Here is a 13,229-nt window from a genome sequence, read left to right as displayed (position 1 = left end):
TTTTGGCAAGGGTGAGCCGCTGCCAAATGGCTTCGCCTAATGACTTTTGCGTGATGATTTAAGACGTCGCTTGGTATCGACACTTATTGACGCTGCCTGCTTGCCGCTGCCTGCGAGGGATGGAAGCGGTTAACGCATCAGAAAAGAAACGGCCCGGCATTAAGCCGGGCCTGTGTTTGCCTAATCTTTGCAGGGAAAAAGCGAACAAGCACATTCTAAGTGATTTGTATCATTCTGTAACCCTGCTCTGGCTAAAAATGTAGGTAAATTTACATCAATCCGGGGAAATCTTTGCCTTTTGAACCGCGATCGCGTCATTAAATGATGCTGTACGCTATCGAGCTGTTTCATTGATATCTATTCGGGGATCAAGTGGCCAATAAAAAGGCCCCCGGGGGAGCACCGGGGGCCTGGCTTTGCCTCGCTGGAAAGGCTGGGCTTAAGCCCGGCCGTCAGCGAAAGTTAAAGCGCATTCTTGAAAATCTGACAGATTTCTTCGTGGCTTGCCTGCTTGGGATTGGTAAAGCCACAGGCATCTTTCAGGGCGTTGTCTGCCAGCACCGGAATGTCCGCTTCTTTCACCCCAAGTACGGTGAGGTTTTCAGGGATGTTCACCGCTTTGGACAGGGCCTTGATAGCATCGATGGCCGCCTGGGCGCCTTGCTCGTCGGTCAGCGCCGCAACTTCAACACCCATGGCTTTCGCCACATCTTTCAGGCGCTTAGCCGCAACCTGAGCGTTGTACTCCTGCACATAAGGCAGCAGCAGGGCGTTACATACGCCGTGGGGCAGGTCGTAGAAACCACCCAGTTGGTGCGCCATGGCGTGCACATAACCAAGACTTGCGTTGTTAAAGGCCATACCGGCAAGGAACTGGGCGTAGGCCATCTGTTCGCGGGCTTCAAGATCCTGACCATCGTGCACCGCACGGGCAAGGTTGGCCTGGATAAGTTCAATCGCCTTGATGGCGCAGGCATCGGTAATGGGGTTGGCGGCAATGGATACGTAAGCTTCAACCGCGTGGGTCAGCGCGTCCATACCTGTGGCAGCGGTGAGCGCGGCGGGCTTTTTCAGCATCAGCTCAGGGTCGTTTACCGACAAAATCGGCGTGGTGTGCTTGTCCACAATGGCCATTTTGATATGGCGCGCTTCGTCGGTGATGATACAGAAGCGGGTCATTTCGCTGGCGGTACCTGCGGTGGTGTTAATGGCCACCAGCGGTAGTTGCGGCTTGGCCGATTTGTCCACTCCTTCGTAGTCTTTAATGCTGCCGCCATTGGTGGCCACCAGAGCAATGCCCTTGGCGCAGTCGTGGGGCGAGCCGCCGCCCAGTGAAACCACAAAGTCACACTGGTTGTCTTTCAAAAGTTTAAGGCCAGCTTCCACGTTGCCTGTGGTGGGGTTGGGCTGTACGCCATCAAACACCACGGCCACAATGCCGTTTTCACCGAGTTTTTCGACCAGATCGCCGGCAATACCGATTTGCACCAAGGGCTTATCGGTCACAATCAGTGCCTTTTTAAAGCCGAGGGTTTTGATATCGCCAATGGCATCGTCCACCGCACCCTGACCGAGTACGTTTACTGACGGGATAAAAAATTTAGCAGCCATACATCCACCTTTCTAAGCTGAAATTGAGTTTCTTCTGGCACTAAAGGTAACAGTGGCTTAGGGCTGAATTTGTGATCCGGTGCAGGCTTTGTACCCACAAGTGAGTAAAAGAATTCAAAAGTTGTAAGTGGTTAACACAATGGTGTTGCCCTGTTGTCTGGCGCAGTAGTTTACCGTGCAGCGGCTGATGCATTTTTGTGCAGCCTGCACTGCCTTGGTGCTCAAATGAAATCAAATACCTGCAATTCCACCCACTTACTCTTGGCCGCAGATTCCCCAAGTCGATAATTTTTATCTTCATTTTGCTGAAACCAAAGTGAAGCAATTCCTTGGCATGCTGTCTGCTCTATGACCACTGATGGTCGAATAGGGTGGAGAGAATGGCATTGGACAAGCTCTTTTATCTGCAAGGGATAGGAGACAGGTTCATCGATTGCAGCGGCGCTGAGCGCAGCTTCAGTCATGATGAACGCATGGCCTTGCTGTGTGCCCTGATGCGCAGGGACTCAGCACCGGGCGAGCAGGATATTGCCAAACGTATTGAAGCGCTGGACGCTAACCCCTGGCTCCATGTGCTGCCGGGGCTGCAACACGCCTTTGTTGATGAGCCCGCCATCGAACTGCAACTGCCAGAGTCCGCCTTTGCGGGGATGCAGCTGCCTGTTGCTCAGCAGCATGAGTTTGGCTCAGCTGCTGCCAATCCTCTGCACTCCCAACACTTAATTGAGCTTTGTATCCGCTTGACTGGCGACGAAAACTCAGGCGCCAAGGCGCCGGCAAGCTATCGGCTCAGTTTGACGCTGGCGCAGGCAAAAGAGGTGGGCGACTATCTTCGCCCCGATGGCCGTTACATCAGATTGCGTTTGCCATTGCCCCTTGAGCTTCAAATTGGCGAGTACCAACTGACGGCGACCCTGGATTGGTTTTCGCAACATGCCTTTTCCGGCGAGTTGTTGATTGTCCCCAGACGCGGCTATCTGGGGGTACTGGATACGTCTGCTCCTTCCAAACTCAGTCGCCCATGGGGCCTTGGGATCAGCCTTTTTTATCTTCGCAGTCAGCGCCAGTGGGGCGTGGGCGATTTTGCCGATCTGGGCAAACTGATTGAGCTTGGCGCCGAATCCGGCTGCGACTTTATTACCTTAACCCCGCTGCACGCGCCTTCGCTCGCAAACACCAGCCTTATCAGCCCATACAGCCCGTGGGACAGACGCTTTCTAAATCCACTGTCGATTGCCATCGACTGGCTGCCGGAATATGCCGGTCTCAGTCAGCAATTTAAAGTGGGTGAGTGGCTGCGCGAGCGGTTGCTGCTTAACCAACTTGCTGAGATTGATTATCCCAAAGTAGCGCTGCTCAAATACCGGGCATTGGCGCGACTGTTTGCGGCGTTTGAGGCCATGGACGAACTCTGTGGCCGGGTGCAGCGCTTCGAAGCCTTTGTTAAAAGCCGTGGTCAGGCGCTTGAGAATTTCTGCCAAAGCCAGCTTGCTGAAGCCAAGGCGCTTGGCGCCGTAAGCGAGGGCGTGCTCTGGTGGGCAGACGAGGCGCTGTCTGTGGTGCTCAAGACCCCGCGCTTCTTTGCCTGGCTGCAATTTGTGGCCGATGAACAGCTTGAGCAAAGTCAGCTGCGCTGCCGTCAGGTGGGAATGCGACTTGGGCTGGTACGGGATCTCGCCGTCGGCGCGCTGGGGCAGGGCAGTGAAGTCAGTGCCCGCTACCAGCGCTGCGCTGCCGGGCCCTTACTGCAAGAGCCTGCCGGAGAGGCTGCTGCAGCGGGGTCTGATGAACTCACCGCCTTTTGTGAGCGGCTCGATATTGGCGCGCCGCCAGACCCCTTTTCCGCCACCGGCCAGAATTGGGGCATGCCGCCTTTTGACCCAGTGGCCCTGAAGCAATCTGCCTTTCAGGCTTTCAGGCGCCTTTGCCGCGAAAACATGCGCCACTGCGGTGCCCTTCGTATCGACCATGTGATGGCGATGAGCCGCATCTGGTGCTGGAGCCCAGCCCTTGGCGGCGACGCGGCAAAGCAAGCTCACCCGGAACAGGACGGCGGCGCTGGCGATACACGACTTGGCTGCTACCTGCATTTCCCGGCCGACACCCTGCTGGCCATCTTAACCCTCGAGAGCCATTTAAGCCGCTGCGTACTCATAGGTGAAGATCTTGGAACTGTGCCGCCAGGGCTCAGAGAAGAGCTTAAAAAGCTTGGGATTTTTGGCAATGACCTGATTTATTTCTGCCGTGAAGGCGAGCGTTTTATTGCCCCTGCCAAACAGCGCCGCGCGGCCTTGCTGCAGCTTGGCAATCAGGATGTGCCGCCCTTTATCGCCTGGTGGCGAGGGCTGGATTTACAGCAGCTTGACGCCATAGGTCTTGGCCGTGAAGGGGTACTTATGCAGCGTCGGCGCGATAAAGAGGCGCTGGCTCAGGCGCTGTCGGATGAAGGGGTGCTGGCAGCAAATGCCCTGAAGTCAGATGCCACTGCGTCCGACGATGAACTTGCCGTATTCGATGCCCTGCTCAATTGGTGCGGTCGCAGCCGCGCCGAGCTTGTGGGGGTCAGCCTTTGGGATCTGGCGCTGGAAACACGGCCGGTGAATATCCCCGGCACCCATAACGAATATCCCAACTGGCGCGCCCGCCTTAGCCAATCGTTGGACAACCTGTGGCAATCGGCCGGATTTCGCGCCCGCTTGCATGCCATTCGTTTGGGCAGGCGCGGTGAATTGCAGCCTGACACTGTGGCGACCCAGGGGACAGATGCCTGAGCACAGAATTACATTTTAAAAATATCCAGTTACCGCCTTTGGAGGACACCATGACAGCCCCGGATGTTTGCGAAAGCGATGTGAATAGCACCCTGGTCAGCGCTTCGGCGTTGGGCCAGAACTCCGAGCAGACGTATGCCGATGCGTATTCACAAGTCCAAAGCCCAGTCTTGGCTGATTCAGGGCTTATCAGTGAGCAGGAGGCCCGCCTGTTGGCCCGCGGCGAATACGTCAATGTGTTTTCCCTGCTGGGCATGCACAAGGTCGCCGGCAAGCTCTGTGTGCGCTGCTTTTTGCCGGGTGCCATGGCGGTGGATGTGCTGACCAAAGATGGCAAAAAGGTAGCAAGTCTTGATGCGGTGGCGCGGGAAGGGCTGTTTGCCGGCCTGCTTGGGCGGCGCAGTAATCCCTTTGCCTACCGGCTGCGGGTGGCCTATCCCGCCTTTGAGGTGGTGATTGATGACCCCTACGGCTTTGGCTCCCAGCTTGACGACACTTCGCTCTACCTTTTCGGTGAGGGGCGTGAGCTTTATGCCCAGGATTATCTGGGTGCCAATCAGCGTGTTGTCGATGGCGTGGCGGGCATTTTGTTTTGCGTTTGGGCACCCAATGCCAAACGGGTTTCTGTGATTGGCGATTTCAACCATTGGGACGGCCGGGTGCATGTGATGCGCCATCATCCTGCCAGTGGCATTTGGGAAATTTTTATCCCGGCAGTGCATGATTTAGCCCACTACAAGTTTGAAATCCTCACGCCTGCTGGGGAGCTTCTTATCAAGTCCGACCCCTTTGCCAAAGCGATGGAAGCTGCGCCCAATAATGCATCCAGAGTGGCGCCAGTCTCTGCATTTGTGTGGCAGGACGAAGCCTGGATGCGCGGGCGCAGCCGCGATTGGCACAAAGAAGCCGTGAGTATTTACGAGCTGCATCCCGGCTCCTGGCGGCGAAAGCAGGGCAGCAGTGAGAAGCCACAGGGCGCCTGGCTCAGTTACCGCGAGCTTGCCGATGAGTTGGTGCCTTACATCAAGTCCATGGGCTTTACCCATGTTGAGCTGATGCCGCTGTCGGAATTTCCCTTTGATGGTTCATGGGGTTACCAGCCGGTGGGCCTTTTTGCCCCCACTCAGCGCTTTGGCAGTGCCGATGACCTTAAATATCTGGTGGATGCCTGCCACCGCGCCGGCATTGGCGTGCTGCTGGATTGGGTGATAGCCCATTTCCCATCCGATGCCCATGGCCTTGCGCGCTTCGACGGCAGTTGCCTTTATGAGCATGAAGATCCGCGCCTTGGACGTCATCCCGACTGGGACACCCTGATCTACAACTATGGCCGCGCCGAGGTGCAAAGCTTTTTACTGTCGGCGGCCACCGTGTGGCTGCGTGACTTTCACATCGATGGGCTCAGGCTCGATGCGGTGTCGTCGATGCTGTATCTCGATTACAGCCGCGAGGCGGGGCAGTGGCTACCAAACAGCGAAGGTGGCCGTGAAAACCTCGACGCCATCGACTTTTTAAAGCTTCTGAATCAACGGCTTTATGCCGAGTTCCCCGGCATCATGATGATTGCCGAAGAGTCAACCGCCTGGGACGGTGTTACCCGGCCCGTGCATCAGGGCGGGCTTGGCTTTGGCTTCAAATGGAACATGGGCTGGATGAATGACAGCTTAAGTTATCTCGCCAAAGACCCCGTCTATCGCAGTTTTCATCATCATCAGCTTACGTTCGGCATCATGTACGGCCACAGCGAGCAGTTTATTTTGTCCCTCAGTCACGACGAAGTGGTGCACGGCAAAGGCGCGCTGCTGTCGAAAATTCCCGGTGACGACTGGCAGAAGTTCGCAACGCTTCGCGCCTACTACGGCTACATGTGGGGCTTCCCCGGCAAAAAGCTGTTGTTTATGGGTGGCGAGTTTGGTCAGCGTGATGAATGGAACCACGACAGAAGCCTCGACTGGCACCTTTTGCAATATGCGCCCCATCAGGGGCTGGCGCTGTGGCTTGCCGATTTGAACCGCTTGTACCGCGAGCGCAGTGTGCTTGGGCTAAGCGATCACGATATGTCCGCCTTTCATTGGCTTGACTGCGACAACGCCGCCCACGGCATTTACGCCTTTGTGCGCGGAAGGGGCGAAGAGGCCCTGGTGTTTGTGGTCAATATGACCCCTGAGCTGTATCTCGGCTACCGGCTTGGCTTGCCGGATGTTATCGAGGTTGACGCCGGGGAGCATGATACTGAGCAAGCCCGTGTTTCGGGGCAGTACAGTGTTTCGGGGCAGGACATTCTTTCGGGGCAGGACAGTGCTGCCGCCGATGAGTGGCGCGAGCTTTTAAACAGTGATGCCCACTGTTATGGCGGCAGCAATCAGGGCAATGGCGGGGTAATTGTCTGTGAAGACGTGCCCGCTCAGGGGCAGCGAAGAAGCGCTCTTATCACGGTGCCGCCCCTTGGCTGCCTGGTGATTGGGCGAGCTGCTTCCAAACGCACTGTATCCGGGCAAGCGCTCGCTGCGGCCAAGTCTTCGCTTGCTACTGCCAGTAAAACCGCTGCCAGTAAAACCGCTGCCACTAAAACTGCTGCCGCTAAAACCAACGCTGTTCAAGCTAAAACCGAGAAAGCCAAAACCACGAAAGCCAAAACCGCAAGAGCCAGCGCAAAGCCCGCGACAGCCAAACCAGCCGCCGGTACCGGGTTGAAAGGGGCGCGAAAATGAACTTCCACGCCGGACAGCCGGGAGTATGGCTAACCGACGAAGGCGCCAGTTTTTGCGTGTTCAGCGGAGACAGTCAGGCAGTATTTTTGTGCCTGATTGACGAGGCTGATAAAGAGTTTTGTTATCCAATGACCCGCCGTGGTGACCTCTGGTCTTTGACCGTGGAAGGGGTGCGCCATGGCCAGTGTTATGGCTACCGGGTCCACGGCGAGCAGGACGCCTTTGGCTCACTGAAAGACCCATCAAGGCTGCTGCTTGATCCCTATGCTCGCGCCATAGTTGGCATGCCGGCAAAGTCACAGCGCGAGGTGTCTGCTCTCAAAAGTCGTCTGCTGGATACCGCCGCGCTGCCGCCTTTTGTGCATCCAAGGCCCCGTGTGCCGATGGAGCACAGCGTGCTTTACGAGCTGCATGTAAAGGGCTTTTCCATGGGCTTTCCTGGTATTCGCGATGAGCATCGCGGCAAGTTTCTCGCCTTTACTGAGCCTAAGGTGCTCGATTATCTCGCCAATCTTGGCATTACCGCGGTTGAGCTGATGCCCTGCCAGCAGTTTTTTCACGAGCCCTTTTTAACCGATAAGGGGCTCACCAACTACTGGGGTTACAACAGCATCGGCTTTTTCGCACCCCACAGTGACTACGGTGATATTAGCGACTTTCGCGCCATGGTCGACGCCCTCCACAGCCGCGGCATTGAGGTGATTTTGGATGTTGTCTACAACCACACTGCCGAAGGTGGCGCCGAGGGACCGGTTTACAGCTTCAAGGCCCTCGATAATGCCGCCTATTATCGGCTCACCGAGGGCGGCGGATATATCAACGACACCGGCTGCGGCAACACCCTGAATCTCAATCATCCGCGGGTGCTTGAGTTGGTGATGGATTCGCTGCGCTACTGGAGTGAGGTGGGCGGGGTTGATGGATTCAGATTCGATTTGGCCGCTTGTCTTGGCCGCACTGCCACCGGCTTTGATGTGATGAGTGGCTTTTTCGCCGCCATCGGCCAGGACCCTCAGCTTAAGCGTCTCAAGCTTATCGCCGAGCCCTGGGATGTGGGGCCGGGGGGGTATCGCTTAGGCGAGTTTCCGATGGCGTTTTCGGAGTGGAATGACAGATACCGCGACGCCATTCGCCGCCTGTGGCGTGGCGATGAGGCCATGCTGGGGGAGTTTGCCCGCCGCTTTCATGGCTCGGCGGATCTGTTTGAAGCAAGCCTGCGCGGCCCCTGGGCGAGCCTTAACTTCATCACCAGTCACGACGGTTTTACGCTTCGGGATTTACTGTCCTATACCGAGCGCCACAACGAGGCGAACCTTGAAGACAACTGCGACGGCCACCGGGAAAACCTAAGCCAGAATCAGGGCGTTGAGGGCGATGCCCCCGAGCTTGAACCACTGCGCCAGCACAAGGCCCGCGCCATGCTGATGACACTGCTGTGCTCCTTTGGGGTGCCTATGCTGCGTGCCGGTGATGAGCTGTGGCAAACCCAAAAGGGCAATAACAACGCCTACTGCCAGGACAATCCACTGACCTGGATTGACTGGGAAAACGCCGATCAGGATTTTGCTGAATTTGTCCGCAAGCTGATAGCTATTCGCCGCAGTTTGTTGCTCCTCGGTGCTGAGCGTTATATCCACAGCACCAGCGCAGAGGATGGCCGCAAGGGGCACTTTCTCGCCTGGTTTAACGAGCGCGGCGAGCCGATGCAGGACGCAGATTGGCAGGGCGCGGCAAAGCGTGAGCTTAAGGTTGCCGCAGTACCGCCTGCCAGGGCGCCCCATGAGCAAACGCCGCTGGCACAGGCCATTGGTGATGCCGTCGGGGCCGAGCCGAAGTTTTTCGACGTAAGCCCGGATGCTTGCAGGGCAAGTTCAGGCACGCTCGAGTGCTTTTCAACACAGAAAGTGGCCGCGCAAGAAGAGCAGGCAATTGTAGCCGAGGCCATTCAGGGCACCACAGCGCTGATAGCCGCCTTTGGCGAGTACCATCCCCTTCACGGCGAGCAGTTGTTGCTGTTTGTGATAAACCCCGGCAGTGACGATCGCATCCTGCGTTTGCCCTCATTCAGCCTCTGGTCGCAGCTTAAGATGCTTTGCAGCAATGCCGCTGACTCTGCGAGCAGTCCCGATACCAACCTTGATGGCAGCAGCCTTATCCAGGGCCGCCTGGTGCAAAGCGGCAGCTGTGTGTACCTGCCGGCCTTTGGCGCGGCGCTGTTGCAAAGTGTCTCGACGGCGGCAGACGGGGCGCAATTTTCCGAGGCACAGCAGCAAGCTGCCGTTGATAAAGACCCCAACCCTTAAGCCTCAGGGCATGTGGCAAAGGAGCAAGTTATGCCTAAGCGTGAAACAAGTACGGTTGAATCAGCTGCTGCCGGTGGTGTGCAGGCCGCTGAGCATTCGATGAAAGGTAAAAGCCGTCATGAGCCTTGCGAGCCCTGTGATGCGCTGCCGGCCTGCCTTGAGCGGCAGCTGCGTTACAACCTGTGCCGGTTTGAACCCAGATCGCAGGATCTGTTTCATGCGCTGGCGCTTGGGGTCAAGGAGCAGTTGCTCGATGACTGGCGCAGCACCCGCAGCAGGGATGCCGAGGGCGACAAGCGGCAGGTGGCCTATCTGTCGCTGGAGTTTCTGATGGGCCGCGCCCTTGGCAATGCGCTGCTGAATCTGGATTTAACCCAGGATGCCCGAGATGCACTGGTGCCTTTTGCGGTGACCCTGGAGACGCTGGCACAGGAGGAGCACGACGCAGGCCTGGGCAATGGTGGTCTTGGCAGGCTGGCTGCCTGCTTTTTGGATTCCTGCGCCAGCATGGATATTGCCGCCACCGGTTACGGCATCCGTTACGAGTACGGCATGTTCGCCCAGAAGATTGTCGATGGTTTTCAAATAGAACGTCCGGACCGCTGGCTCAGGGAAGGCAACCCCTGGGAGGTTCGCCTGCACGCCTATTCCGTATTGGTGCCCTTTTTTGGTCATACCGAGTCCTATGTTGACCGAGAGGGAAGGCGGCATATTCAGTGGGTTGGCACTCAGGATGTGCGGGCTGTGCCCCACGATATGCCGGTGCCGGGCTTTCGCAATGGCCGCATTAATACCCTGAGGCTGTGGAAGGCCGAAGCCACAGATGATTTTGATTTGGAAGAGTTTAATCAGGGCGACTATGCCGAGGCCGTGGCCCGTAAGAACCTTGCCGAGCAGATAACCATGGTGCTTTATCCCAATGATGCCAGTGAAAACGGCAAGGAGCTTAGGCTGCGCCAGCAGTACTTTTTGTGCTCGGCGAGTCTGCAGGACATGCTGCGCCGCCATATCGCCCGCTTTGGGGATGATTTGAGTCATTTTGCCAAACACAACGTGGTGCAGCTTAACGACACTCATCCGGCCATTGCCGTGCCTGAGCTGATGCGGCTGCTTATCGATGTGCATTGCCTTGAGTGGGACCAGGCCTGGGCAATCACCAGCGCCACCATGGCCTACACTAACCACACCCTGCTGCCGGAAGCGCTGGAGTGCTGGAGCGTGCGCATGCTGGGGCACATGTTGCCGCGGATTTTGGAAATCATCTTTGAAATCAACGCACGATACCTGGACTTGGTGGCCCACCACTGGCCCGGCGATGCCGACATGCTGGCCAAGATGTCGATTATTGAAGAGGGCAGCGAACCCCGGGTGCGGATGGCATACCTTGCCATTGTTGGCAGCTTTTCAGTCAACGGTGTGGCGGCGCTGCACACCGAGCTTTTAACCCGTGGTCTTTTCAAGGATTTTCACGCCCTTTGGAGCGATAAGTTCAACAATAAAACCAATGGGGTTACCCCCAGGCGCTGGCTGATGGCCTGTAATCCGCAGCTTGCCAGCCTTATCGACCGCCGCCTTGGCAGCGACTGGCGCGAAGACTTAAACCGGCTTTCAAGCCTGGGCGCCTTTACCTCGGACACTGACTTCATCAAGGCCTGGCACGAAGTGAAAACGGCCAACAAGGCGGCGCTGGCGGCTCTGGTTGAACGTGAATGTGGCGTTACCTTCGACACCCAAATGCTGTTCGATGTGCAGGTAAAGCGCATCCATGAATACAAGCGCCAACTGATGAATGTGCTGCATGTTATTCATCTCTATCAGCGGGTGCTGAAGGGAGATACCCGGGGCATGGTGCCGCGCTGCGTATTGATTGGCGGCAAGGCGGCGCCGGGTTACGCCACCGCCAAACTCATTATCAAGCTTGCCGGTAATGTGGCCCACATGGTCAACAGCGACCCCCACGTTACCCCATGGCTGAGGTTTGCCTTTTTGCCCAACTACAACGTGAGCGCTATGGAAGTGATAGCGCCGGGCACAGATTTATCGGAGCAAATCTCCACCGCAGGTAAGGAAGCCTCCGGCACCGGCAACATGAAATTCATGATGAATGGCGCCCTGACCATGGGCACTCTGGATGGCGCCAATATCGAAATTCTGCAAGCCGTGGGTGAGGACAACTTTTTCCTGTTTGGCCTCAATGCTGATGAAGTGGCACGGCTTAGGGAAGATTACCGCCCCAAAGACATCATCGCCGCTTCGCCAGCCCTTTGTGGCGTGCTTGAGCTTATCCGCAGTGGTCATTTCAGTCTGCAGGAGCCGGGCCTCTTTGACCCCTTAATCGATGCCATCGAAAGCCCCTGGGATCAGTGGATGACCGCAGCCGACTTTGATGCCTTTGTAAGCGCCCAGACGCGCGCAGCGGCGCTTTACGCAACCCCCGACGAGTGGACAGTGCGCAGTATCCGCAATACTGCCGCCAGCGGCCGCTTTTCTTCCGATGCCACCATTGCCCGCTATCGCGACGATATTTGGCGCGGCGCCTGACAACCTGAATCAAGGAGCCTTTTATGCCCAATCACAGCCCACGCTACATCAGTAACCTGACCCGGGAAACCTATGCGCTGATCCTCGCCGGTGGCCGGGGTTCACGCCTGTATGAACTGACCGATTGGCGCGCCAAACCGGCGCTGTATTTCGGTGGCAAGTTCCGGGTGATTGACTTCCCCCTGTCTAACTGTGTGAACTCAGGCATTCGCCGCATTGGGGTGGTCACCCAGTATCAGTCCCATTCGCTTATTCGCCATGTGATGCGCGGCTGGGGCCATTTCAAGCGTGAGCTTGGCGAGTCGGTGGAAATTCTGCCGGCCTCCCAGCGCTACTCGCAAAGCTGGTATCAGGGCACGGCCGATGCGGTGTTTCAGAATATCGACATCATCCGCCACGAGCTGCCCAAGTACGTGATGATCCTCTCGGGCGACCATGTGTATCGCATGGACTACGCTGGCATGCTGGCGGCTCATGCCCAGTCCGGCGCGGACATGACGGTGTGCTGTCAGGAAGTCAGTGTGGCGGAAGCGGCGGGTGCTTTTGGGGTAATGGAAGTAAGCGATGAGATGCAGGTTATCGGCTTTGAAGAAAAGCCCTCTGAGCCCAAGTCATTGCCCCACGACCCTGAGCGCTGCCTTGCCTCCATGGGCAACTATGTGTTCAACACTGAGTTTTTGTTTGAGCAGTTGAGAAAAGATGCCGAAAACGCTGACTCAGATCGCGACTTTGGCAAGGACATCATTCCGTCCATCATCAGCGAGCACAGGGTATTTGCCTATAACTTCAAGAGTGGCCTCGGCGTTGGTCAGGATTACTGGCGCGATGTGGGCACCCTGGACATGTTCTGGCAGGCCAATATGGAGTTGTTGTCGCCGGAGCCGCAGCTGAATCTGTATGACGCCAAGTGGCCCATCTGGACCTATCAGGAACAATTACCTCCCGCCAAGTTTGTGTTTGACGATGACGAGCGCCGCGGCATGGCGGTGGACTCCATTGTCTCTGGCGGCTGCATTATTTCCGGCGCCAAGGTTAAACGCAGCGTGCTGTTTAACGAGGTGCGGGTGTGCTCATACTCAGAGGTGGAAGGAGCGGTGATTTTGCCCGATGTGGTGGTGCTTCGAAACTGCCGCATTAAAAATGCCATTATCGATCGGGGCTGCGTGATCCCGGAAGGCATGGTGATTGGATATAACCACGACCACGACAGGGCCCGTGGTTTTCGGGTAACAGACAAAGGCGTGGTACTTATTACCCGCGAGATGCTGGGGCTGCCGGTGGGGTTTGAATAA

At 56.9% G+C, this 13,229-nt stretch carries 6 protein-coding genes; 5 read left to right on the top strand and 1 reads right to left on the bottom strand.

From position 1 onward, the window contains the following. Positions 1-462: 462 nt before the first annotated feature. Positions 463-1,611, bottom strand: a complete 1,149-nt coding sequence (yiaY, locus tag MJ923_RS14535; RefSeq protein WP_126167613.1) for an L-threonine dehydrogenase — start codon at positions 1,609-1,611, stop codon at positions 463-465. A 380-nt stretch (positions 1,612-1,991) separates the two neighbouring features. Here yiaY and MJ923_RS14530 point away from each other — a divergent pair, with 380 nt between their 5' ends. Genes MJ923_RS14530 through glgC form a run of 5 tightly spaced genes read left to right on the top strand, consistent with a single transcriptional unit; the run spans position 1,992 to position 13,229 of the window. Beyond that, positions 1,992-4,382: a 4-alpha-glucanotransferase gene (locus MJ923_RS14530; RefSeq protein WP_240591715.1), complete on the top strand. Its 2,391-nt coding sequence runs from the start codon at positions 1,992-1,994 to the stop codon at positions 4,380-4,382. Positions 4,383-4,432: 50 nt separating this feature from the next. Next, on the top strand, positions 4,433-7,093 hold the full coding sequence (gene glgB, locus MJ923_RS14525; RefSeq protein WP_420854489.1) for a 1,4-alpha-glucan branching protein GlgB: 2,661 nt from the start codon (positions 4,433-4,435) through the stop codon (positions 7,091-7,093). Then, on the top strand, positions 7,090-9,396 hold the full coding sequence (gene glgX, locus MJ923_RS14520) for a glycogen debranching protein GlgX (RefSeq protein ID WP_240591714.1): 2,307 nt from the start codon (positions 7,090-7,092) through the stop codon (positions 9,394-9,396). Before glgB ends, glgX begins: the two co-directional genes overlap by 4 nt. 30 nt (positions 9,397-9,426) lie before the next feature. After that, the gene (locus tag MJ923_RS14515) at positions 9,427-11,937 is read left to right on the top strand and encodes a glycogen/starch/alpha-glucan phosphorylase (RefSeq protein ID WP_420854488.1); all 2,511 of its coding nucleotides are present in this window, start codon (positions 9,427-9,429) and stop codon (positions 11,935-11,937) included. Positions 11,938-11,960: 23 nt separating this feature from the next. Beyond that, positions 11,961-13,229, top strand: coding sequence for a glucose-1-phosphate adenylyltransferase (glgC, locus tag MJ923_RS14510; RefSeq protein ID WP_240591713.1), 1,269 nt, complete (start codon positions 11,961-11,963; stop codon positions 13,227-13,229).

Origin of the sequence: Shewanella zhuhaiensis, assembly GCF_022484835.1 — a bacterium.
In the GTDB taxonomy this organism is placed as follows: Bacteria; Pseudomonadota; Gammaproteobacteria; order Enterobacterales; family Shewanellaceae; genus Shewanella; species Shewanella khirikhana.
The sequence above is the reverse complement of the archived record's forward strand: the minus strand, read 5'-3'. Positions and strand labels throughout refer to the sequence as shown.

Bases quoted from the DNA above. Each gene is read 5' to 3' on its own strand.
- yiaY (WP_126167613.1), bottom strand. From the start codon at position 1,611: ATGGCTGCTAAATTTTTTATCCCGTCAGTAAACGTACTCGGTCAGGGT.
- MJ923_RS14530 (WP_240591715.1), top strand. From the start codon at position 1,992: ATGGCATTGGACAAGCTCTTTTATCTGCAAGGGATAGGAGACAGGTTC.
- glgB (WP_420854489.1), top strand. From the start codon at position 4,433: ATGACAGCCCCGGATGTTTGCGAAAGCGATGTGAATAGCACCCTGGTC.
- glgX (WP_240591714.1), top strand. From the start codon at position 7,090: ATGAACTTCCACGCCGGACAGCCGGGAGTATGGCTAACCGACGAAGGC.
- MJ923_RS14515 (WP_420854488.1), top strand. From the start codon at position 9,427: ATGCCTAAGCGTGAAACAAGTACGGTTGAATCAGCTGCTGCCGGTGGT.
- glgC (WP_240591713.1), top strand. From the start codon at position 11,961: ATGCCCAATCACAGCCCACGCTACATCAGTAACCTGACCCGGGAAACC.